The sequence below is a fragment of the Mycobacterium hubeiense genome (assembly GCF_002838065.1).
GTDB classification, from domain to species: domain Bacteria; phylum Actinomycetota; class Actinomycetes; order Mycobacteriales; family Mycobacteriaceae; genus Mycobacterium; species Mycobacterium hubeiense.
In genome coordinates this window covers 42,386-64,821 of sequence record NZ_PIZU01000024.1, presented here as the reverse complement: position 1 = coordinate 64,821, position 22,436 = coordinate 42,386, and the positions used below count along the sequence as shown (strand labels likewise).

24 protein-coding genes are annotated in these 22,436 nt (G+C 65.3%); 8 read left to right on the top strand and 16 right to left on the bottom strand.

The window, feature by feature from the left end; translation table 11 throughout:
* Window position 1: 1 nt before the first annotated feature.
* The 7 genes from CWS39_RS18370 to CWS39_RS18340 form a co-directional block, all read right to left on the bottom strand.
* Window positions 2-451, bottom strand: coding sequence for a hypothetical protein (locus CWS39_RS18370; protein WP_102144365.1), 450 nt, complete (start codon window positions 449-451; stop codon window positions 2-4).
* On the bottom strand, window positions 448-2,631 hold the full coding sequence (locus CWS39_RS18365) for a hypothetical protein (protein ID WP_102144364.1): 2,184 nt from the start codon (window positions 2,629-2,631) through the stop codon (window positions 448-450). The genes CWS39_RS18370 and CWS39_RS18365 overlap by 4 nt, the downstream gene beginning before the upstream one ends.
* On the bottom strand, window positions 2,631-5,051 hold the full coding sequence (locus CWS39_RS18360) for a hypothetical protein (protein WP_102144363.1): 2,421 nt from the start codon (window positions 5,049-5,051) through the stop codon (window positions 2,631-2,633). The genes CWS39_RS18365 and CWS39_RS18360 overlap by 1 nt, the downstream gene beginning before the upstream one ends.
* A 1-nt stretch (window position 5,052) precedes the next feature.
* Window positions 5,053-5,373 (bottom strand): hypothetical protein, encoded by a 321-nt coding sequence (locus tag CWS39_RS18355; protein ID WP_102144362.1) that lies wholly within the window; start codon window positions 5,371-5,373, stop codon window positions 5,053-5,055.
* A 918-nt stretch (window positions 5,374-6,291) separates the two neighbouring features.
* Window positions 6,292-6,600, bottom strand: coding sequence for a hypothetical protein (locus CWS39_RS18350; protein WP_142386880.1), 309 nt, complete (start codon window positions 6,598-6,600; stop codon window positions 6,292-6,294).
* Between the two features lie 175 nt (window positions 6,601-6,775).
* The gene (locus tag CWS39_RS18345) at window positions 6,776-7,243 is read right to left on the bottom strand and encodes a hypothetical protein (protein WP_102144360.1); all 468 of its coding nucleotides are present in this window, start codon (window positions 7,241-7,243) and stop codon (window positions 6,776-6,778) included.
* 88 nt (window positions 7,244-7,331) lie between these two features.
* Window positions 7,332-8,042 (bottom strand): HNH endonuclease family protein, encoded by a 711-nt coding sequence (locus CWS39_RS18340; protein ID WP_233213563.1) that lies wholly within the window; start codon window positions 8,040-8,042, stop codon window positions 7,332-7,334.
* Between the two features lie 174 nt (window positions 8,043-8,216).
* Here CWS39_RS18340 and CWS39_RS28910 point away from each other — a divergent pair, with 174 nt between their 5' ends.
* Together CWS39_RS28910 and CWS39_RS18335 are read left to right on the top strand one after the other, a co-directional pair.
* Window positions 8,217-8,372 (top strand): hypothetical protein, encoded by a 156-nt coding sequence (locus CWS39_RS28910; RefSeq protein ID WP_158240367.1) that lies wholly within the window; start codon window positions 8,217-8,219, stop codon window positions 8,370-8,372.
* A gap of 1 nt (window position 8,373) precedes the next feature.
* Window positions 8,374-8,757: a hypothetical protein gene (locus tag CWS39_RS18335; protein ID WP_102144359.1), complete on the top strand. Its 384-nt coding sequence runs from the start codon at window positions 8,374-8,376 to the stop codon at window positions 8,755-8,757.
* Between the two features lie 557 nt (window positions 8,758-9,314).
* On the opposite strand, the gene CWS39_RS18330 is transcribed toward CWS39_RS18335, so the two are convergent.
* From CWS39_RS18330 to CWS39_RS18315, 4 genes are all read right to left on the bottom strand, one after another.
* Window positions 9,315-10,439 (bottom strand): DUF4417 domain-containing protein, encoded by a 1,125-nt coding sequence (locus CWS39_RS18330; protein WP_199178185.1) that lies wholly within the window; start codon window positions 10,437-10,439, stop codon window positions 9,315-9,317.
* Window positions 10,436-11,572, bottom strand: a complete 1,137-nt coding sequence (locus CWS39_RS18325) for a ParB/RepB/Spo0J family partition protein (protein WP_199178184.1) — start codon at window positions 11,570-11,572, stop codon at window positions 10,436-10,438. Before CWS39_RS18325 ends, CWS39_RS18330 begins: the two co-directional genes overlap by 4 nt.
* Window positions 11,573-11,656: 84 nt before the next feature.
* Window positions 11,657-13,309 (bottom strand): PPE domain-containing protein, encoded by a 1,653-nt coding sequence (locus tag CWS39_RS18320; protein ID WP_142386879.1) that lies wholly within the window; start codon window positions 13,307-13,309, stop codon window positions 11,657-11,659.
* Window positions 13,310-13,311: 2 nt separating this feature from the next.
* Window positions 13,312-13,629, bottom strand: coding sequence for a type VII secretion target (locus CWS39_RS18315; protein ID WP_102144357.1), 318 nt, complete (start codon window positions 13,627-13,629; stop codon window positions 13,312-13,314).
* A gap of 429 nt (window positions 13,630-14,058) precedes the next feature.
* On the opposite strand from CWS39_RS18315, the gene CWS39_RS18310 reads away from it, so the two are divergent.
* Together CWS39_RS18310 and CWS39_RS18305 are read left to right on the top strand one after the other, a co-directional pair.
* Window positions 14,059-14,406, top strand: a complete 348-nt coding sequence (locus CWS39_RS18310; protein ID WP_102144356.1) for a hypothetical protein — start codon at window positions 14,059-14,061, stop codon at window positions 14,404-14,406.
* 25 nt (window positions 14,407-14,431) lie between these two features.
* On the top strand, window positions 14,432-15,457 hold the full coding sequence (locus CWS39_RS18305) for a discoidin domain-containing protein (RefSeq protein WP_158240366.1): 1,026 nt from the start codon (window positions 14,432-14,434) through the stop codon (window positions 15,455-15,457).
* Between the two features lie 19 nt (window positions 15,458-15,476).
* Here the strand turns inward: CWS39_RS18305 and CWS39_RS18300 are convergent, their stop codons facing one another.
* Entirely contained in the window at window positions 15,477-16,850 is a 1,374-nt protein-coding gene (locus CWS39_RS18300) for a cutinase family protein (RefSeq protein WP_158240365.1), read from the bottom strand.
* A 65-nt stretch (window positions 16,851-16,915) separates the two neighbouring features.
* A complete protein-coding gene (locus CWS39_RS18295) occupies window positions 16,916-17,857 on the bottom strand; it encodes a hypothetical protein (RefSeq protein ID WP_102144353.1) in 942 nt (313 codons plus the stop codon).
* A gap of 1,149 nt (window positions 17,858-19,006) precedes the next feature.
* Here CWS39_RS18295 and CWS39_RS18290 point away from each other — a divergent pair.
* The 4 genes from CWS39_RS18290 to CWS39_RS18275 all read left to right on the top strand — a co-directional run bounded on the left by CWS39_RS18290 (window position 19,007) and on the right by CWS39_RS18275 (window position 21,291).
* Complete coding sequence (locus tag CWS39_RS18290; RefSeq protein ID WP_102144352.1) at window positions 19,007-19,234, top strand: hypothetical protein; 228 nt, start codon at window positions 19,007-19,009, stop codon at window positions 19,232-19,234.
* Window positions 19,235-19,252: 18 nt separating this feature from the next.
* Window positions 19,253-20,257 carry a conjugal transfer protein gene (locus CWS39_RS18285; protein ID WP_102144351.1) on the top strand — a complete coding sequence of 335 codons (1,005 nt, stop codon included), beginning with the start codon at window positions 19,253-19,255 and terminating at the stop codon, window positions 20,255-20,257.
* Window positions 20,258-20,286: 29 nt separating this feature from the next.
* Window positions 20,287-20,565 carry a hypothetical protein gene (locus tag CWS39_RS18280; RefSeq protein WP_102144350.1) on the top strand — a complete coding sequence of 93 codons (279 nt, stop codon included), beginning with the start codon at window positions 20,287-20,289 and terminating at the stop codon, window positions 20,563-20,565.
* A gap of 117 nt (window positions 20,566-20,682) precedes the next feature.
* Window positions 20,683-21,291 (top strand): hypothetical protein, encoded by a 609-nt coding sequence (locus CWS39_RS18275; protein WP_102144349.1) that lies wholly within the window; start codon window positions 20,683-20,685, stop codon window positions 21,289-21,291.
* A 22-nt stretch (window positions 21,292-21,313) separates the two neighbouring features.
* Here the strand turns inward: CWS39_RS18275 and CWS39_RS18270 are convergent, their stop codons facing one another.
* From CWS39_RS18270 to CWS39_RS18260, 3 genes are read right to left on the bottom strand one after another with little or no spacing between them, the layout of a single operon-like run.
* The gene (locus CWS39_RS18270) at window positions 21,314-21,502 is read right to left on the bottom strand and encodes a hypothetical protein (protein WP_102144348.1); all 189 of its coding nucleotides are present in this window, start codon (window positions 21,500-21,502) and stop codon (window positions 21,314-21,316) included.
* A 35-nt stretch (window positions 21,503-21,537) separates the two neighbouring features.
* Complete coding sequence (locus CWS39_RS18265) at window positions 21,538-21,849, bottom strand: hypothetical protein (protein WP_102144347.1); 312 nt, start codon at window positions 21,847-21,849, stop codon at window positions 21,538-21,540.
* Window positions 21,846-22,193, bottom strand: a complete 348-nt coding sequence (locus CWS39_RS18260; protein ID WP_102144346.1) for a hypothetical protein — start codon at window positions 22,191-22,193, stop codon at window positions 21,846-21,848. Before CWS39_RS18260 ends, CWS39_RS18265 begins: the two co-directional genes overlap by 4 nt.
* Window positions 22,194-22,436: the final 243 nt, after the last annotated feature.

Below are 22,436 nucleotides of genomic sequence, written 5' to 3'. Positions count from 1 at the left end.
GTTAGGAGTCGTCGGTGAGCGCGTCGAGTCGGGCTTCTTCTTCAGCGGTGGTGGCGCTCAGTTTCCAGGTGTCCCACGCGTCGAGCAGCGGAACCTGATCGGGATCTGCGGCCAGAATGATGCCGTATTCGCCGGTGGTGGCTTGAGGTTGGGGAAAGGTGACACGGTCGACGCCGTCGACGGCGGCGTCTGTGGTGAACAGTGAGCGTCGGCGACACACGTCCAGGTCGAACGGGGGTGCGTCGCCGACAATCTGGCGAAACCACAGCAGTGGTTCTTCGTCGTCGAGCCGGATTTCGCGAGCGATGGGCTGGCGGTAGACCAACTGGTCGGTGGCGCGGTCAAAAACCTGGACCTGAGCTCCGCCTGTGGCCGATCCGTCGGGATCGAACCCGTTGCGGCACAGTCGCATCACGACGTCGAGCCATTCTGGCGGGGATGGTTGGGTCATCCTGATACCACCACTTTCTCGACCGGCCGGCCTCCGATCGTGGTGATGCCGGCCTTGGCGAGGTCAGCCAGCAGCGTTTTGCGGTAACTGGCCGGGCATACCACCTTATCGGGCGCGTCGGCACCGAGGAGATCCAGTCCGTGGCTGATCATCACCTCGTTGCTGCCGCCGCTGAATTTGGCTACCTGGTGCGGATCTCGGGTCTGGCCGCTGATGCTGTGGCCGGTGCCGGCGATCGCCGCACCGAAGTGGTCGCCGTTGTAGGCATACCAGTCGGTGCGTGACAGCAGTTTCTCTGGGCTGTTCCAGATCAGTCGAGCTCCGCCGAGATGGGCTCCCTTGGGCTGCATGCGCACGAAAATGCTGGATGCCCCGCCCGATGTCATATCGGATTGCTCGGACATGCCGATGCCTTTCTGCACACCCATCATGCGGCGCCGCTCGGTGCATGCCAGCACTCCGGAGGTCAGCACGTTGGACAGATTGTGATGCCCGCCGGTGATGGAGTGGCTGATGCATTTGTTGGCGAACAACGGCTTCAGGTCCTTGTCGGACTGGCCGATGCGTCCCCACGTCAACCAGCCGCGGGCCCGGTGTGGTTTGGGGTCATAGCTGACCGCTTTGGCCATGGCCGCGCCGTCGGCATGCCCCAGGGCTTGCGCGACACCGTCTTTGAGGAGGCGGACCTTGTCTCGTAATGCGTCGGCTTCGGCGTCGAGCTGCAGTTTCCGGGCGAACTGAGCCAGGCCCGCGTCGTCGAGCCCGATCGCCTGCGGCGCCCGCTTCATGAGCAAGCTGTGGGCGTGGGCGTCCTCCAGGTCGGCCGCGGATTGGATGGCCGCGGTGACCGCGGCGTGCTTCTCGAGTCCGCGGGCAGCGATGTTGCGTTGCAGATACGTCCACTCGGCCTCGGCGGCGTTCATCGGCCGGTTGACGATGTTGAGGTGGCCGAGCTGTTCGAGCAGCTGCTGCTGATGCCCGGCGCCCGGGGGCGCGATGACCTCGACGGTGCCGCGCAGGCTGGCGGCGCACTGTCCGGGCGGGTTCATCGACGTTGGCCGCACCACCGCCTGGTAGCCGTTGCCGAGGTCGATGGCCAGCTCGGTGCCGGTGGTTTGTTCGCGGCTGGTGCCATCCCAGGTCGACACCCCGTCGCTGGCGTTGGCGGCGACGCGCGACATGGTGCGTTGGGTGACCGGGAGGCCGGCGCCCTGGAAGGTGGGGTCGGGCACCATCTTGGTCACCATCACCTCACCGGTGGTTTCAAAGGCATTGACCATCGGGATCTTGCCGCCCTCGGCGTATGGGGTGGCGAAGTCCGGAGCGATGCGTTGCTTGCACTGGTCGACGGCGGCTTGGTAGTGCGCAATCATCTGCTCCTCAGCCCCGCCGGCCGGCACCGTCGCCTGCAGCGCCTGGAGCTTCTCGTCGACCGAGGCGACGCGATCCAGGGTGTGTTGTGGGATGGGGGTGCCGTCTTTGATGTGGTGGTTGATCGATTTGGCGGCTTTGGCCAACTCTTCGTGCAGCTGCTGCTCCTGGTCGATCGGGAGCCGGCCGGTGACCACTTCGGGTACCTGGATCGGCACTTTCGGCGCATCCGGCGGGCTGAGCGCGTCGAGCAGCTTCTCCTCGGCGTCTGGGGTCAATGTCGCGCGCAGCACCTCGGGTGAGGGCCCGCCCTTGGGGTCTTGGTAAGCCGTCAGGATCGCCGCTCCGTCGAGCAGATCGGCCCCGCCGACGGCGACCGCGGTGCCGATTCCGTCGCCGACCTTGAGCTCGTCGGGGATCGGGGTGAGCAGATCGTCATCACCCCACTGCGCCTGGTCGGGGTCGGTGGAGACCTCGGGCTCCTGCCCGGGCGGCGGGGCCTGTTCGACGGTCGGTGCCGGCGCCACCGCCGCCTCCGTTTGGTCGGCTGCGGGCGCTGATGGTGCTGCGGGATCGACGGTCTCGGACGCGTTGACGTCGGTGGGGTCGAGCAGCTTCTCCATGTCCATGAAGCATTGCGAGCAGACGTCGTCTTCTGAGACCGGTTTGCCGCAGACGACGCACTTCTTTCCCGCCGCGGGGACCTGGTCGTTGACTTCGACAACGGAGACTGTGTCTGGATCGTCGAGCGCCTCCGGCGCCGGCGCGATGGTGAACGCTTCGTGCGCCTTCTTGTTACCCGACCCCATCAGGCGACCTTCATGATGACGTCAGCGTTGTCAACCTTGGCGTCGGCGAAGAACTTCATAAACGATTGGCGCAGAGCCTGTTTGCGTTCCACGCCGTAGGTGATGAACTCTTCGGCGACCTGTTGTGCGGTGGGCGTCTTACCCAGTTTGGCCGCAGCGCGCTTCTCGAATACCGGCCGCCAGTGCGAGGTGCTGCTGCCGGCCCCGGCTTTCGCCGCCGGTTCGAGCATGGCCGCGAACTCGGTGTCGGGGATCGACTCGATCGACTTGATCACTGGCAGCGCCGCGGCGGGACGTACCTTGACGCCCGGGGCGAGCTGGCCGTTCTTTGCCGCGTCGTACAGCACGTTCCACACCGGGGGGTGCGACCCGTAGGAGGCGTTGGGATGGTATCCGGGCTCCAGCTTGTCCTGGCCCCAGAACTTGAAGGCCTGACCGTGGTCGCACGGCACCAATCCTCCACTGGGCGTGCGCAATAGGTTGTCGTGCTTGGCGTCATGGTCGCCGACCAACCATGCGGCGGCGTGGTAGCGCACGACGGCGTCGACATCGCTTTGGCTCCATTTGCCCGGGTCGGATGGGAAGGTGGTGGCGCCTTTGATCAGCGGCTGCACCGTGCCGAGCTTGCCGTCGTAGGGGCGGGCATACACCGGCACCGTCGGGATACCCGCCCGATGCAAGATGCCGTTGGCGCCGGACTCTGACAGCGCACGATATTTGTCTTTGGTCGGTTTGAACATCCACAGTGACCCATCGGGAGCGGTCACCACCTCTTTGGTGTGGGCACCGCCGAGGTGCATCGCCGGTCCGCTCGAGAACTGCCAGGCCGCCACTTCCGCGGTGGGCGGCCGCGGCGGCGCATCGGCCAGCGAGGCAGTCTGATGTTTGAGGGCAGCCACCATTTGTTGCTGCTTGTGAAACCACTTGCCTGAGCCGGCGGTCGGCGAAAGCGGGGTGACCGTCCCCAACCCGGTCGGCGTCGATGAGGTCGCGGTGCCCGCCGGCGACCCGGTCTTGGAAGGGCTGTTCGCCGGTGTGGGTGCAGGGGTTGGGGTCGGCGTGGGTGCCGGCGGCGGGGTTTTCTTCTTGGCTTTCTTGGCCGCGATACCGGTTGCGATCTCGTCCTGTTTGATGCCGGGATGCCACTTGCCGATCAGCCAGTTCTGCAGCTCGGCACGCGAGGCGCCCTTGGTGTCTTTGAGGCCTTCCATCGTGGCGGCCGCGCGCAGCTGATCCATCGATAGGGACTTCGCACCGTGCCGCAGCCCCTGGGCGAGGTTGTCGTTGGGAACATGCCCGCCGACCTTGGAGCCGCCACTGCCGTAGGGGCTGTTGACGCACTTCCAGGTTTGTGCCTCTTGTTGAATCGTGGCCACCGTCTGCGCGGCGTTGTTGTAGGCGATCACATCGGCGGCTGATTTGAACGGCTGGGGCTTACCGGCCCAGTGGGCACCGCCGCACAGTTCAGACAGTTTGGCTTGGGCGGCATTCTTTTCGGCGAGCTTGGCTGTGCGGTCGGTGATCAGCTGATGCAGATCGGCCTTCTCCTGGCCCGGGGTGCTCTCCCGAAGCAGCTTGAGGGCCTCCGACCGCGACAACAGGTCCGCATCCTCAGGCAGGGCGCCGTTCTGGATGGCGTGGTTGACGAGATGGTTGGCTGCATAGCCTTTTTCGATTTTGGCGTCGACGAGCTCCTTGGCCTGCGCCTGAGACGCTGCCAGGGATTCGCCCAGCTCTGGGCAGTGAGCGGTGGCCAACTTGTTCTCGGCATCGATCAGCCCTTGAAGGCTGTCGGCCGTTCCACCGTGGTCGCCGTGGGCCTGGGCGGCGGCCATGAACGCCGACTGCGCATCGAGGACTTCGGCGGGGGTGGCTTTCCAGTGCCCTTCCGGCAGTTCGGGAATGGTGGGCGCCGGCACGATCTTGCCGGCCGCGACGGCGGCGTTGTACCGCTCCACCGACTTGGCCGCGATCTTGGCCTTGTACTCGGCATCCGATGGGTAGGAGGGGTCCAGCCAGGCCGTAAGCGCATGCTTGGACACTATTTCGGGGTGCGGGAATCCCTGGGCGGAGGCGAGGTCGTCGAGTTCTTGCTTCGACTTGCCGTCTAGCCAGTCTATCGTCGCGGCGTGGATAGCCTTGTTGGATTCCTCAGCCAGCTGCGGTATCTGCTGTTCGGCCGGTAGGCCGGCGGTGAGGGCAAGCCCTGATTGCGCTGACTGCACCGCTTCGCTCATCTCCGCGAAGCTGCTCGCGCCCGCGATATCGGAAATCACGCCGTCGTCGGGGTATTGGTCGATGATCTGCTGGTCGCTGGCCGTGACGGGCTCGACCGTCGGCGTCGGCGATGGGCTTGCATCGTCGTCGGCGGGCGGCGCGACGGTGAAGGCGTCGTGATCCTTGCTCGATCCGGATCCCATGTCACGCCCCCTCCACGAGAAGCTGGTCGAGGGTGTCACGCACCGCCTGTTCGGCGGCCTCGCGTCCGTCGTTGTCGAGGACCAGGACCTCGCTGACCGAATACGTTGCGGTCGGCTCGTCGAAAAACCGCTGCAGCCAGCGTTCACGCTCGGCGGGGTCGAGGCCCTCGATCACCGTGTAGCGCAGTTCCCGCGCGGGAGCGCTGAGCGGAACCCAGTCCCACCAGGACCAACCCTGACTCCAGCCCACCGCGGCGACGGGCAGCGTCGACCAGCCAGTCGACGCGTCGTATGCGCTGACAACAGCGACTCGAATGCTCATGCCCCGAGGTATATGCCTGACCGCAGGCGGATCCGGTCACACGCCACACGACATCAAACGCGACCGGTGCTCGTCCCCACGCCTGTCACTGTCGGGAATTCCAACTCACCACTCCTGGAAGCGGGGTAGCCGTAGGCCACCAGCGGCGAGCGCTCCGACGATGTTGCCAAAACAGCGTCGGGATCTGCGACCGTTGCCTCGACGAACAGCATAATTGGCGTGCTGACCGGTCAGATGTGCTGTCTCATGACATTGGACACGTGGGGCGCTCCGCTGTCCCCGTCCGGTACGCGATCACCTACGGGATGTTTTCGATATCCGGAGGGCCATTCTGCCGATGGCGTGAGGTTCGGCGTTGACCTCGCCGTCGTCTAACGGCTCTTCGAACCGCATCGAAAAGTAGTAGGCAGCCCAGGAAATAAGGGGCGACTTGCAATACGACCGGCGGAGCTGCGGGGAGGGTGATCACCAAGCCGAAGGCGATGACAATGCCGCTAACTCCGACCGATAGGGCGATCCAGTCGGGTTGATCTCCGCGGAAGAACGCCACCGTCGCAGCCGTTCCCGCAAACATCAAGATAATCGCGATGATGTATAGGACAGCGGGACTTAGAACGTTCATGTCTGAGTAAGCCCTTGCAGCACCACTTCACTCGCGTTGCCACCGGTTGCTGCTCTGTCGATGATGTGATGGTTGTCCGGCACGCCGGTCGAGGTGGTGACGGTGTGTCGTTGCTGCCGGTGGCGCAGCCAGGCTGCTGCGTACCCGGTGATCCCGGCCGCGACTCCTACTAGGGCTGCCACGGACGCAACAGCATCTGCTCGCAGTCGGGGCTGGTTGCTCGCCGGTGTGGTGCTGACAGGGTCAGACATTCAGCGTTTCCTTTCATCAGTGGTTTCCGTGGGTGTTAGGCAACGTCAGTGCGCGACGAGGAGATCGTGGAGTGTCGTGATGCTGGTGGCGCTTCCTCCGGCGATCGCCAGGAGTATGCCGGTGGTGATCAGGCGCCGGATCCGACGCACTGCGTTGATCACGATGGTGGCGACGATGCCGGCAACGACGCGGATGTAGCTGGTGGCGTTGCGCACGTCGATGAGTCGGCGGGCGAACAGTCCCGGGATGATCAGCGATTCGTGCACGGGTTGGGTGGGACGGAAGTGTGCATGTCCGGTGAGGTGGACGTTTTGGTAGTCGATGACGACGACGGCGCGGGCTGTGGTGGTCACGACCAGCGGCCCCTGTGGATGCGAGCGGCTGGCGTCCGGGCGGTGCGCGCCGACCCATGCACGGCACAGGATCGGCGCTGCGCGGGCCACGTTGAGGTCGTCATGCCATGAGGTATATGCCTGGGCGGTGACAGTTCCGGGCAGATGAGTTCTACGGGTTCGCCGGTGCGCGCCATCATCGGTGTGCGTCGATCAGGACCAGCCACGTGTCGGCGGGCAGTGTGGTGATCCATGCCGAGTAGTCGAAGCGCCAACGGCGGGCCGCTGCGCTGTCGTGGGCGATGGTTGGTTGCCAGTCGAGACGGCCGCTGTCGTGCCAGGTTCCGTCGAGGTGGATGTAGGCGGTTGTCGCTGTCAGCGAGGTCGCGGTGATGTCGCGCACGCGGGCGATGCTGCCGTGACCGTGGTCGGGCCATTGCCACCGTGGGAGCCGCGCGGTGGCCAGTTTGGGGTGGGCGGTGATCGCCCAGCTGTTGGCGAGGCGGCCGCCGACGATCCAGCCTTCCCATTTGCCGGTCGCTATGGCGTCCTCGCCGATGACGTCGCGCTGTTCGCCGTATGGGGCGAGTGCCTGTTCGACGGCGGCTGGTACCGCATCGGCGTCGAGTGTTCCGTTGATCGCTACGGTGATATAGACGTGCACTTCGCGCTCCCCACTCCATATACACCTATTCCGGTGTATTGATGGTTTGAGGTTACCCCCCGGCACCGACAAAGCAACCGATGCCCGCTCAGGCGGCAGCCGCACAGCTGCGTGCGGCGACATCGCGATCGCTGCGGGTGATGGGCAGCTGGTACTTGACCATCACCGCGAGGTACTTCTCGATGTAGGGGCAAACATACAACTGGTTGGGCGGCAGCCATTCCCGCAGTCCCGCATCGGATTTCGTTGAGTTCTGCGCCCCGGACACCGCGAGCAGATTGTCGGTATCATTGGCGAACACCTGGCGCTGCTGCGCAGTCCACCGCCATGCACCGAGATGCCAGACTCGAGACAGCGCGGCGATGTGGTCGATTTCCACAGAGTCGGGATCAGCGCTGCTGTAGCGGATCTCGGTGCCAGTGTAGGGATCGTGCAGTACCCCGCTGACGACTTTGCAATTGCGGGTGCCCGGCTTGAAGGTGACATCGGTGAGCTGGGCGCGCAGAACCCTCTGTCTTGTATCGCATCCCGATCTGTCTAGGGGGTCATTCCAGGCCGGGCCGAAGACGCACGCCTTGCCCTTCTTGCAGCTGCGCTCATAGCCGACGACCTGGGGCAGCTCGTCGATCACCGCGACCTGCCTCAGCAGCTGAGCAACGGTTGCACTCTGCTGCGCCGGCAGCGCCGGCGGGGCGACGATCGATGTCGTGGTGTCGGTGCCGGTGAGCGCGGTCCATCCAATCCACAGGGCGGCGGCGGTGGTGGCCGCTGCACTCGCCCGCCGTTTCCAGCGCTTCACGAGATCACTCCATCTATCGGGGTCATGGTGTGAGGTATATGCCTTTCGCGTCGAGATTCCGGTCGCGTGCTGGGTGTGTGCACTCTGCGTGCCCTTACATGTCGGTAGCTTCCGCTAGACTCGTCAACTATACACCCGCTCCGGTGTATACAGTGAGTTGGAAGGATCTTCGGCATGCGAGTGGTGATCGACCTACCAGACAATTGGCAAGACACACCCCGCGCCCCGAGCTACGTCAACGACGTCGCCAGCCAACTGGCCCAGGGATACCTCAGCGGATATGTCGACGCCCAAACCCATTGGGCCGTAGAGCATCCGAAGCAGCGATAACGTGGCCCCCGATCACCACCACATGACCCAGCGGCCGGATCAACACGACCCGGCAGCCGGTGACGGCACGTGGACCTTCGTCGGGCACTGGGAGAACGGCCGCATCGTCGTCGAGTACGTGTTGCCCGGAGATGTCCAAGACCAGCGTGAGGACACCGGCTACTGGGAGGAAGGCTTGTTCGCTGCGGCGGGCACGGGTCCCACGCAGCGCGCCGCACTGCGGGCGGTCCGCGACGAATACGAGGACATCGAGCGGTGCGGCGACTGCGGGCGGGTGACCCACCGCAACGACGAGCCGGTCGATACCGATGCCGCCGACGGCTTCGACGGCTTGTGCGGCAACTGCGCTGACCGCGCAGAGGAGGCCGGCCGCTGGTCGTCGTGACAACTCGCCCAGATTGGCGTCAAAATCAGTGGTGCGGACATGAGCCGGCTGGGTTGCGGCACAAGTCGCCGCGACTTGTCGGGGCACCGCAAAGCCCGCCGTATCGGCGAACTTGCCGCCCCGGGGTTGTGGAAGGTTGTGGCGAGTCGGCCTGTCGGCGCGCGGTGGTGAAAAGCCGTCGGTACCAGGCAATTCGAGTAGCCCTCGGAGGATGATCGGGTCCCGACAGTGCCGACGCAGCCTTGCGCATTTCGGCATCGTGCGCGGCCTTCCAGAACGGCGAATTCGGATCAGTGGTGCCAATCTTCGAATCTGCGTCCAGTCCCGCCTCACGCTTGTCCCAGTAGCGCTGATCTGGCGAGGGCTCGTGGTCCCATATCCTCAGCATTCGCCGTAGGTCGTTCCTCCGCGTCTCCAGCGCGGCGGCCTCGGAGACTGAGCGATTTGAGTCGCTGTTGTCCGGTGGGGCCGGCGGGGTTGCGCGCAATGATCCGAAGACGTCTCGGTGGACGTCGGGGACACGCTTCGATGCGGTTGCGCGCTGGACGCGGTCAATCTCACCCATTGCTTCCCCCACACGTTCGAGTCGCTGTTTGATCCTCAGGTGTCCACTGCGTCAGCAGCGAGGAGTAGTAGCGGACCGTGGCCGCGAACGCCACCGCGACGTCGGCGTGGACGTCTTCGCGGCCGGTGGGGCCCATGATCGCGCCGTGTCGGGCGTACTGAATGGGGTTCTGGGAGATAACGGTCAACCGGTCTCCGTAGAGTGCCAGCAGCTCGTCTATGCGTGACTTGCGTGAGGATCCGACCACCACGAGTCGGGTCGCGGTGGGCAGTTCCCCGCCCAGCCATGACAGGCCGGGCAGCGCCATCTCTTCCCAGTCGGCGTCAGTGCGGAATGTCTGCAGATTGATCGCGATCGCCGGCGGCGTGATGTCGTGGAGCCAGCGGGAATAGCGCTGCAGGTCTTCGAGGCGGTACCAGTAGATGTTGGGGACTGCGTTGACGCCGGCGGCCAGGAGCTCTTCGGCGATGACGAGGTTGCGGCGGAAGTTGATGAGGTGTTCTGTGCGGGGCTGATTTCCATACATACTGAAATTCGGAGACAGCACCAGATCCCACTGATGTTGGGCCATCAGCGGATAGATCCGACGACGCCGCGTCCAAAAGGCTTCCACCAGCGGGTCTTCGCCATAACCCACGAGCACTGACAGCTGCCCATCACCCAGCCCCAAGGCCTCGCGCGCGGTGATGTCGCGAAACCCCGGCAACACATCCCACACCTTCGGGGAGAACACACGACGCAGCCCTACCGCGTAGGCCGGCCACTGCAGATCACCGTCGAGCTCGGCGGGGTTGGTGGTGTCGATCTGGGGCACGAACCGCGGCATCCCGTCGGGCCAGTGCATGTCTTGGAGGGTGATGTCGTCGAAATCGAGGGTGCCGCCGGCGTCACGCATCCAGGCCCTGATGTCGGTGCGCGATCCGCAGCGGATTGAGCACTGGCCGCATGAGGGGGTGAGTTGGTCGGCGGTGCGCGCGGAGCCGCAATACGAGCAGTCCGAGTTCGATCCGCTGCAGATCGGTTCTGCCGCATCGGGGTTGTCGATGAAGAATGGGCACACCCGGCAGTCGCATGCCCGGGCTGGGGTGAGCACGGTCAAGGGCAGCTGGATGGTCACGACTGCTGTCCTCCTGCCAGGGTGAGCAGTTCGCGGGTGTGCAGCAGCAGTGTCCCGCCGGCATATCCGCCGAGCTTTTTGCCGGCGCGCAGCTCGGCGAGCAGCCGGGTGACGGCAGTGACGGCGGCTCCCACGATCTCGGGGTCGGCGTCTTCGACTGGGGTGTCATCGGTTTCGCCGCGCAGTGCGGCCGAGCGGGATGCGTTGGCGGAGTCATGCAGCTTCTGGGCGACCTCGATCGCGTCGTCTGGGCGCAGTGACGGGTCGGACATCGCGGCGCGCACTGCACCGCCGAGCAGCTTGGGTGTGCCCCGGTCGCGCACTGCTGCCCAGATGTCGGCGGCGGCGTTCTTGCGGCCCTTCTCCAGCTTCAAGTAGTCCAGTCGGGTGGCCAGTGCTACGCCTTCGGCGTCCATATCGGAACTGACCTCGGCGGGAAGCGATTTGAACGCCCGCACAATCTGTTTGGCCTTCTCGGCGTTGAGTTGCCCCCCGATTCGTTTGAGGACTTCGTCCCAGGGCGCGCCGCCCGTGTGCGCCCCGCAAGCAACTCGGTGCTTGTCGAGGAGGGGCCAGCGCGTGACGGGGTCTTCGATGTCCATCAGCTCGGCCGGCACTTCCACCCCCCGAGCCTGCAGCGCACTGGCCAAGACCGCGGCACGCTCAAATAGCAGTGCTGCGCCCAATTCGCCGAAACCGAGGTCTTCGCGGGCGAGGTTTTCCACGAGCTGCCAGCAGCGTCGTTCGTCTTCGGTCAGCGGGCCGGGGCACACGACGGCGGGTGCTTGTTGGAAGTGCGGGTTGTCCGGCTGGTTGACATGTCCCCATCGCAATGCGCGCAGTCGACGTTCACCGGCGACCAGGATGTGGCGGGAGTCGATCTGTTCGACCAGCAGCGGCTGCAACAGGCCGACGACGGCGATCGAGGAGATCAGTCCTTCAAGGTCGGCCGGTGTGGTGGAGTCGCCAGGGGCAGGTCCCTGGACCCGGGAGACCGAGGCCGACGGTCCTTCGACGGCCACCATGGTGAAGTGGCGCTTACGGAGGCGTTCGGAGGATGCCATCCGTTCGAGTGCGGCGGCGAGGCTGCCGGTTGCCTCTTCGGTGGGCGGCTGGTCGAGTGTGGCGGTCATGCCCAGAGGTATATGCCCGGCCGCAGGTGGATCCGGTCAGAGCCCTTGGAGGGTTCTGGATCGCCGAGGCCGGGCTCTTGGGCGTTACCCGGCTTTCTTGAGGGGCGCTGAGCCGAGTTTGCGGTCGTAGGTGGGTTTCGGGGCAGTAGGGTCGGGTTTGGCGCCCAGGACCGCGGGTGCGTATTCCTGGTTGTCTTCATCGAACGGTTCGTCGGGGAACAGCTCTTTGTTGCGCGTCTTGTCCTTTTGGTCCCCGCGGCCGGCGGCACCGGCCATGGCTCCCATCGGGCGCATCATGCCCATCCCAGCTGGACTGGGCCCACCCACCCCCGCAGCCGGCGCGACGCCGCGGACGGCCGGCGCGGCCGGCGTGGCCGGTACCGCTGCCGGCGGAGGTGTGCTGAGCTTGGCGCCGCCGCCGAGACCGGCGGGCTTGGTGCCTCCACCGCCTTTTCCGCCTCCCGCGCCCCCTCCAGCGTTCTTCGCTGCTGAAGGGCTGGCCTTGCGGGGAACGCTCGCTGCGCTTTTCGCCGCGTTCGCGGCGCCGGCGGTTTGAGCCATTTGGCTGAGCTGGGCCAGCTGCTGGGGGATCTGTTGGATCGGCTGGAAGAGGCCTTTGCCGGCCTGGCTGATCGCGCCGAGTCCCCCGGCCGCGCCCGCGGCCGCGGCCATCATGGCGGCCATGATCGCTTTGGGGTCTTGAAGACCCTTGAGCGCCGGGTCGTCGGTCAATCGATCCTTCAGCGTGCCGGGCGCCGGACGGGGTGTTCCTTCCACGCGCGGCGGACCGGACGACGAGATCGGCGGCGGAGCCCCGGGTTCGGCGAACGGTGGCGCCGAGGTCTCGTCGGCGTTGTATGAGGCCATCTCGGTCTGGGCGGTGGTGTTCTGCGTGGAGTATTCGTTGGTCCACCGCACGACTTCGCCCGTGCTCATCCCGCCGTTGGCGGCGTTGTCGTTCATCGCCTGGACGAGGTTGTTTTTGGTCGTCGAGGCCTCTTCGGGGCTGGCAATGTTGTTGCGCACGCGACGCCACCCGTTGATGTGGCTGTCCCAGTCCTGCCCGAGCTGGGTGGAGGACTTGCCGGTGTCGTCGACCCAGGCGTTGAACTTCTGCAATGCCGCGTGGACGTTCTCCGCGTCGGGCGATTGCCAGCCGGTGCGCAACGCTTCCCTGGCCACTCCCAGTACATCGGAGATTTGGGTCAAACTCTGTCCTGTGGTGTTCCAGAATTCGGCGGCAGCCACGTGCGGGGCTTCACCGCTACCGCCGTTGACCAGCATGGAGGTGTACTCGGCATCGACCACGCCGGGCGGAGCGGGAATGTCAGGGAGCACGACGTCGGGAACGCTCGGCGGGGGCGGAAACGCTGGCATTTGTGCGGTGGGCACTCCGCCGGCGACACCGGTACCCGAGAAGCTGCCGGCGTTCTCGGCTTCCTTGGCCATAAAGGAGTAGGCGGCGTTCTCGACCTCTGTAGCGCCCCCGGCAAGCGCCCAACTGCCAGAGTCGATCGATTTGACGAGGTTGATTGCGCGGGTGTTGAGGCGTGCCGCAGCCTTCAGTGACACTTCGTCCAAGCCCGCGGGCGGCACGACCGTAGGTATGGCTGCCGAAAGCATCTGCGCCGCGGCCGCCTGCATCGACTTCGCGGCAGTCAGCAGTACGGGGATGTGCGCTTCAACGCGTGATCCACCGCCAGCGCTGGGCCCGCTCGACCCGGCAGTGCTCGCCACGTTTAGAGATCCTGGACCGGAGCCGTGAGGCGGCGGCTGCTGTCGGCCTCCATCGTGCGGAAGGTGCCCAGGCTGGTGGTGATCGCATCACTCACCGTCTTGTTCATGTCGGCCTGGGCCCCGCCGAACTGCACACGGCGCTGCTGGTACTGCTCGAGAACTCGGGCGACCGGCTCGGCAACCACACCGTGGGTGCGTCGAAACGCAGCGAGGAAGCTCTCTCCTCCTGCCGGCCATTCAAGCCACTTCGCGGCGATGGCCTGATGGTCGGTGGCGTGCTGGGGAAGCCGCCCCAGGTCGACGTCTAGCTGATCGGACATCTCGGTGATCCTCCCGAACTGGTCGTGTCGATCTGTGCCGAAAATCCTACCGATCCAGCAACACCAGAGCGAGCCATGTTTGACGTCGCCTCGACACGCCAGATCGTGGTCCGAGAATTTGTTTGACCAGTCCTAAATCGGCTGGGGCCGGGCAATATGAATTTCACTGCTTTGACATTCGCGGCCTTTTCCGCGCCGCCCCTTTTTCGGGGCTCGGTATTTGTGTGCTCGCTGCCGCGGAAACCGTTGTGATCAGCACGTAGGGTCGCGTTCCGGTGATCTCATGACGTCGCCGTTCAGCCCGCGACCTGTGGTCGGGAAAACGACAGCCGTATGTGCTGTGGCGTGATTGTGGTGCCGAATTCTCGGCTGCTTGCCCCCTATCAACTTGGCTGGGTTGCCTCGGCTGCACGCGGTAATCTCACGAACATGAAAGCTCTGGTAGGCGCCTTCTTGGCGATCATGGCGATCAACAGTGCGCCGGGATTGCCGGCGGGACTGGCTACCTATCTGACCGTGGCCGCAGCCGCTGCCGCGGCGGTCATCCACGTGGTGACGCGACGTCGGCGCAAACGCGCGAACTCCTCGACTTCCGCTGCGGCGGGCGCTGCCGCGCCGGGGCCGACGATCATCCAACACATCTACACCACGCAACCGGTCTACACGGGCATGTACCGCCCCGACGGTTACCCCCAGCAGCCGATGCGAGTGCACTCCGAGCGGGTCGGGCAAGTGATCCTTCCCGACTCCATCTATCAGATCCCGAAAGCCGACTAGCGCCACGTGGGGACATTGAATGGTGATGAGTACCGAGGTGAGTGATCCCGTGACCGCCGCCGGGGAGCTGCCCGACACCGACGTCTTCCTCGCGTGCCGCAGGCGCATCTTGGCGGCCGTCGCGCCTGGCCCGGCCGCGGCGGCCGACGGCCCGCCCGAGCCTCCGCACGCCCCGGTCGAACCGGACACCGCCTTTGAAGACGCCGCGCCCGACTCCGCTGAGGTCGACGACTTCGACGACGACTATGCAGCCAATCCGGCCGGCTTCCTTCAATTCCCGTCCGCCGACGACCTCAACGACGATCCGCTCGACGACGACGAGGACGACGATGAGCTCCAACCCGCACCCCTGCCGACGCGGGACCGCTCACTCAAACAGCGGGCGCGCGACATCGAATGGCGCTCACCCAAGGTCATCATCGGCGCACTGTCTGCTGTCGTACTCTTCGCCGTCTTGGTCATCGTGTTGAAGCCGGAGCCGGCCCCGCCCACGTTGACCATCAACTCAGCTCCCCCACCGACGTCAGCGCCGCCACCGCCGGTACCGGTGGATCAGCCGATCAAGATCGAGTCGGCCACCTCCAAGTGCCCGGCCGGCAGCGCGGAGGAGACCAATGCGTTCGACGGTCAAAACGCAACCGCCTGGACATGCAAGATGACCTACGGGCCGGGACAGATCCTGACGATCGACCTCGGCGATGTGTACGTCATTTCCAAGGTGACGATCATTCCTGGCTTCCACAAGGTCAGCTCGTCGGGCGATGAGTGGGATAAGTACCAGACCATCACGCGGGTGCGCTGGTTGTTCGGTGATTACAGCCCGGCCAAACCGTGCACCCTCGACAACAACTGCCTAGAGCAGAACACCAACAACACCCGTGAGGTCGTCCCGACCGCGGTGATACCGAACAAGAAGTCCTCGACCGTCAAACTGGTCGTGCTGCAGACCACGCCACCACCGTCGCAGAGCGGCCTCCTGCCCGACCCCAATGGCGGCGCCGACAGCTTCGCCACCTCCGAGATTCAGATCTGGGGCCATCCCGCCGAGTGACACGCTTGGTCGCTTCGGCTTACCTCTTCGACAGCTGGCCGATCTGATTCATCATCCACCGCGACATCAGTTGCACCCCGGTGTGGCCGGCCTCGTCGAGCGGGGCGCTGTCATAAGAGGTGTGCGCACCGCCCTGCAAGAACCGGGCGAATGCCATCAGTTCGTTGATCACCTGTTGAGGGGTGAACTGGGCGTAGAACGGGCCCAGAGCGGGAAACTGTTGCACCGGCACTGCAGCCATCAATGCGTTCAAGCCGACGCTCACGACGTCGAACACATTCTTCGTTCGGTCGGCGATCGCGTTCGGATGCTCGACGCCGGCTTGCTGCAGCGAGCCGATCGCGTTCCCGACGGCAGCCCAGTTCCGCCCCGACGCGTGGTCGGCGATGGCGGGTGTGGTCGCTGTGATGCGGGCCGTCATATCGGCACACGTCTTCACTGCGGTGGCCACGAGCCCGGGAATCTGGCCGAATGCGCCCGAGGTGACTGCGGTGATGATGCCTTGCACCGCGTTGATCACCGTCCCCACGCCTTGCAGTATTGGACCGGCGACGCCGGCTTGCTGGACCAGCGCTGCCACGAATCGTTGCCCTCCCGAGATCAGGTTGGCGCCGAAGTTCGGTTGGGTGAGCAGTGTCGTCACGCCCGCGATTGCCGCGGTCACCGGCGCGAGGAAGGTACCGCCCGCGATGGCCAGGACTTGCCGAGCGCTATTGGTCGGATCGGCTGAATCGATCTGCGAGCCGAGGAGACCGATCAGCCGGATGGTGGGCGAGGCGGGCGCGTTGCAGTAGAAGTCGCCCGGCGCGCAGATGGAGATCACACGATCGGTGAGTGCACCGAATCCCCCCTGGCGCGCACCGGCGAATCCGACGACGGGACCGGTCACGCCGAGCGTCGGTACTCCCTGAGGCGCTTGGGCTGGGTCCGCGAGCAGTGCGACTCCGAGGATTTTGTCAGCCGAAATCGGGCTTTGTTGCGCACCGATGCGAGCGGCGAGGTCGCCGGCGACGTGTGCTCCTTGCGAATAGCCGGTGAGAAGGTAGCGCGTGTCGGGACACTTCGCGGACTGCTCCTCGATCATCTTGGTGGCGTTGTCGACGCCTTGTCGGCGGCTAAAGCTGTAGCCCAATGCGTTGGCGGTGCTGCCGATAATGTCGGCGGGGTAGGGCACGTACATGCCCGTGACGCGCACCGGTCGGGTCGCCTTCTTGACTGGCTCGACGACCTTCTTGAGAAGACCTGCGGGCACACGAGGGTTGGCCGCGGGGTTGGTTTCAGTCGTTCCGGGGACGGCCACCACCGTCGCGTCGGGGCACGACGCTGCGGCCGCCGCTGCAATCGATAACCCATTCGGTCCGATTAGGAACGCGATAACGGTGGTGATGGTCACCAACACAACAGGTGCAATACGACGCATAGTTGGCTCCGAACGATGGGGTGAATCGAGACGCAAAGTCAGGCGACTGACACCGCAGCGGCGCGGGAGTCACGGGTGTAGCGATCGCTCAGTTTCGCGAGCGCACGCCGCAGCTTGCTTTCGCAATAGCTCACAGATTGGCCCAGCGAGCGCGCCAGCGTGGGTACCGGCACAAGCGAGTCACCGAGAAAACGGCCGCATACGAGATCGCACTCAAGCTGGCTGATGACGCCCTCGTCGCGCGCGAGGAGTACCACGTCACGAACAAGGCCCTTGCGTTCGATCGCTGCCCAGTCGGTCTGGGCGCGAGTCGCCACCGGGGCCACATCGACCGACGCGGGCCGAGATCCCGCGCTCTGGCGACCGCGGTAGTCCTCGCGATAGGTGCTAGAGCCCGCTACCCGCTTGTCGGTCTGGGTGGAGTGTTCGTAGAGGAACAGTCCCGTGGCGGCATACTCCGGGGCGTGGGGACGTTCCCGTGTAACTCGTTTAAGTGTCTCGCCGTAGAGCCGTCCGGCGATGGACAGGCTCTGCGGATCGGTGGTGGAGGCGACCTCGTAGAAGGTGACGAGGACGACTTGGGCGCGCACCTCCGGTCGGTCAATCTGCTCGGTGTGGTCGAGTCTGGCGTAGCGGGTGAAGGTGATCAGCGCCGGCCGGAAGGCCTCTACGAGGATGGCGGCGGCGAGCTTGGAGCCGGCTTGGTAGTAGGAAACGATCGCCCCCAAGCCATGCGGATCATCGCGCAGTACATCCACCAATGCGGTTGGCGTGTCGGCGCGCCACCCGTGGCGTTCGCGCCACTCGGCGTATTCGGCGCGGGCACTGTCAGCCCGGCACTGGCGGGTGAACTCTCTGGCGAGTTGGGTCCACACGGACTGGCCAGGGGCGCCTACCGGGGTTTGCGGAAGAGAGCCGAAATCAGTGTTGGCGTATGGGTGGCCGGCGCCCTGGTCCGCCTCGGCGTAGATGGTGGTCATTGGGGAACTCCCTGGAAGCGGTGTTGTGTGATTCCGCGTTCCATTAACCGGTTCAATAGTTTCGTGACCAGGGCTTTTACGGTTGCCCGTAACGCGTTACGGCACCTAAAACCGCCTCCCCACGCCTGTGATCTGTGTCACACTTGACGGTATGTGCATGAGGTCGACCAGCGATGTTGCATCGGGCCGGATTGATGCTCCAAAGAATTGCTGGATCGCGTTCTCACCAGGCTTCGTGTCCATGCGCCGGCGCGTGTTACCACCCGCGAAACAGACGGGCTGATGCGCCGCCAGCCTGAAGGTGGGCGTGGGTGTGCGTGGAGGCGACAACGGGACGGCACGGGTGTGCGCCACCGAGCCAGACACCCCGCTGTTCGACGGAACCGTGAGCGGGTCCGAGCACGCGCCAGTGATCGCGCCCGCCCACATGCCGGTTACCAGGCGAGCCGGCGCGTGTGTGATCGGATGCGCCACCGTGCGCGTGACCTCTCCTGACCACGGGGCTGCTAACAGTTTCGGTAGTGCGCGCGGTAGTGCTCGTGCGCGCTACCACGCTCGTGAGATCACCCGACGACTCAGCGGTGGTCGGTCGTGACGACTCAGCGGTGGTCGGTCGTGACGACTCAGCGATGGTCGGTCGTGCTCACGGGCGTGCTACCGGATGCGCCCAAAGCGCCGTGGTCGGGTGAGTTCACGGCGTTGGTAACAGTCCTCGTCACACGTGTGACCACTCAACAGACCGCCGCTATGCGAGTTAGTCGCCATTTAACCTGGTCAGAGGACTTTTTTGAGCTGTTCAGCTACGTTGACGGGCGGGTGGGCTATCTACCGGGGGAGGGACGCGATCCGCTCCGCTAGCTCTGACGAGCGCTGCGCGGATCGAGCGTACTACCCCGTGTCAATCGATGTCATGGCTGCATAACAGCCGCGCGCCTCGGCCGCGGACCCCTTGATCGCAGCCCCTCGCCGCGGCCCCGGAAGCGTCCACGGCCGGAGCAGGCCGGTCGAACACCCGTCAAGCGGCTGCCTTCCGGGGCGCTGCGGGCGCGCCGAAAAATTCCTGTCCCCGCCGGCGACCGGAACTGTGTTCGGCCCGGCATATACCTTCTGGCGCCCTGTCCCGACTCCCGCCGCGAAGGAACTCGACCGATGCAGCCATCCCGCCGCCGCTCCGGCAGTACCGGTCGGCGTGCCCCCAAGCACGACGCCGAGATCGTCCGAAAGTTCACCGACGACATCACCGCGGCGTGCATCGATCTCGTCGACCTACCCCTCGACATCTCGGCGCAAAAACGCGTGATCGAACTTCTGCTCAACGACGCGCCCGCCGCCGACCAAGCCGTCATCCGACTACACAACGCCGCCGTCAACCACTGAGTGGGGAGGACCAAACCGATGCCCACCGTCACCGACACCACCGACCGTCGACTGTTACGTGCCGCCACGCGACGCCAGCACGCCATGAAGTACGCCATCGTCGCGACCGTCGCGCTGGCCGCGATCGGTGGCGTCGGCCAGCTGTGGTCGTTGGCCTCTGCAGCCGTCGGCATGGTTGGCCGCCAGTCGGAACACAACGTCAGCGCCGCCTCAGCTGATGACACCGCCCGCGTCGGTGACTTCGCCATCGACTGGGTCAAGACATACCTCAGCGCCACCAAGGACTCCGCCAACAAGATCGCCGCCTTCTACACCGGCGAGGGCAGTCTCTCCGACACCCCGATCGAGGCAACCGACGCGCAGCTGGCCTCCCTGCCCGACCCGCACCCCGGACCGGTGGGCGGTCTTCAACAGTGGTCGGTGGTCGTCAGCGTCGCGCAACGCGACTCGGCCGACAGCCTTCAACGACGACGCGTCTATTACCAAGTCACGATCGTCGTCGTCGACGGCACCCGACTGCGCGCCACCACGCTGCCCGCCGTGGTCCCTCCGGTCTGGGAAACAGGCGTCGACGTCAGCCTCGACTACCAGACCGTAGTCGCCAAAGACGACCCCGCGGTGGTGGCCATCACCGGATTCCTTCGTGCACTGCTCGCCGGCGGGCCCGACATGAGCCGCTACATCACCCAAAGCTACAAAGCTCAGCCACTGACCCCACCGCCGTTTCAGTCCATCACCGTCACCAGCGTGCACTCCCAGGCGCCCGCCCCGGCAGCCGGCAGCACGCAGGTGCGGATGCTGGCCGCCATCCAAGGCACGCGCGCTTTTTCCACCGTGCCGATGCAGTACCCACTGCGCCTGGTCGTGACCGATGGCCGCTGGGAAGTCGCCGGCATCGAACTGTTCCCCGCACTCGGAACCAAGGCCACCGACCCGCCGGCACCCACCAACGACGCCGCCGGCAACAGCTCCGCTCCCACCTCGGCCGCAACACCCACCGACAGCGTGTTCGGCAAGCCGTAACAACCCGCCCTCTCGAAAGGAACACACCGATGATCACCACAGTCCTGGCCGCCACTGACCCCGGCCAGATGATCAACAACGCCCTGACGTTGGTACGCAACGTCGGTGTCAGCCTCATCATCCTGATGGGCTCGGGACACCTGATCGCCAAGACGGTGATGAGCCGGCAGTTCACCATCGGCGCGCTCACCCGCACCACCGTCATCTGCTGCCTGGCAGTCGCCCTGTTTCTTCTGCTGCCGACGCTGGCCGAATCGTTCACCGGCGTCACCGAAAGCGTTACCGGCGGCAGCTCGGGTGTGCGCTGATGCGCTCGCGCGCACCCGACGCGCACCTCGATCCGACGGTCCGCGTCCTCGCCGGCGACCCGGCGCCGACGCGGAATGGCTCGCCCGGACCAACCACGACGACGGCAAGGGGCAGTGATGGCGCTGGGTGCTGAACTGATCGATATGGGCTACCGGTCCGTGCGGGTCTACACCCTGGCGATGCGGTTCCCCCGCATGGTCGGTAAAGGATTCAACGGCGAGCGGCTACCCGGCGGCCCGTACACGGTTCCGCAGTTCGTCGGCGGCGGCATGACCTTCGGGTTGTCGGGCATCTCCGCGTACTTTCTGCCGATCATCAACCCGTTGGTCAATCTCCTCATCGGCGCGGGCCTGACGATCGTCATCGGAGGGGCGCTGGCCAACATCCCCCTTGACGGCATCAAGATCACCACGCGTCTCGGCTGGATGCTCGGGCTGCTGGTGTCGACCGCCCCATCCACCTCAGAACTGATGCCGGCAGCAAGCCCGGTGGCAGTCGTCGGCGGCGATGTCATCGTCGTCGACTTTCCGCGCCGGCACACGCCGCCGACCCGCCGCCGACCCGCTCAGCCCAGGGGCGTCGAGCCGGTCAGTGCGCCGCCACCCACCCCATCTGAACGCGGTTCGGCCAGCGCACCGTCACCGGTCCCGCCGCGCCCGGCTGCGGCTGCCGCCGTGTTCGGCGCATTGACCGGAGCAACCGGCGCAGACTCCATGGCCTCCTAGATGTGGTGTTCCACCACGTTGGTTACACGGAAGGCTTGACGGGCCACTTGGTTTCGCCGTCATCGAGATAGACCCCTGTGTAGTCGCCGCTATCGACCAGAAGCCGGGCGTACTGGCCCGCCCGCTGACCGTTGGCGAAATGGGCCTCTGCAGATGGATCCTGCTTCCCCGGGAGGATCTCGGCGGTGATGGTGATCGGTGTCGCGCTCATTGGGAACTCCTGCCGTTGTGCGTGTCGGATTGGGGTTATTTGACGGGCTGGTAGGTCGATCGGCGGCATGACTCCAGATGCCAGTGTTTGGCGGGGAACTGGCGCCGAACCTCGGCCAGTTCGCCGGAGATGCCCATGACAACGAGCTGGGAGTCGGCTACCGATGTGGCCCGGTATTCGGTGCGGTAGTCGTCGTCGGTCTGGGCCACGTACGACGCGATTCCGCGCCGGATGACCGCGGGTAGCTTCTCGCCATTCTTGGCTGCAGCGCGTAATCCGGCGTTCCACTCGATGGTGGGGATACGAACAGTTCGGTTGGGAGTGTCACCCTCAGGTTCTGCCGTCACGAGGCTTTGAGCCCCATCGCCTCACGCTTGAAGACCGCGAATCCCTCGTGTGCCACCGGCCAACGCTCTCGGAAGTCCCTTTCGGATTGCTCCATGCGTGGACGGGCTTCAGCCGCGAGAACGTCCAACAGCTCCATCGCGGCAGCCTTCGTTCCGATCGGGTCGGAATAGTCCTTGTCAACCACCACGATCCAATAGCCGCGGCGCCGGCCTTCCGGGATTGACGCCTTGGCGATGGTGATCGGAATGTCGCCGGGAACCTCAAGCGCGGCCTCAACGAAACCGTTGCCGTAGTCGAGGAGAACCAGTTCAGGATCGGTTTTGCATCGCGTCCGGCGAGTCATCAGAGTCCTCTTTCCTTCATTAGTCGGAGGCACGAGGGGCAGTTAATCGTCCCCTCCTCCTCAACCAAGAGGAGGTGCGAGGACACCCCGCCGCATAGAGGAAGGAACTGGCTGGGCCTCTGAAGCTTCTCCACGGACAAGTGAACACGCTTGCTCCGTCCACAGCTACGCACTGCTGTTGCGGTCACGCTCACGGTCGCGTTCGACGTCACACTTGTTGCCATGGCAATAGTCTACTACTGC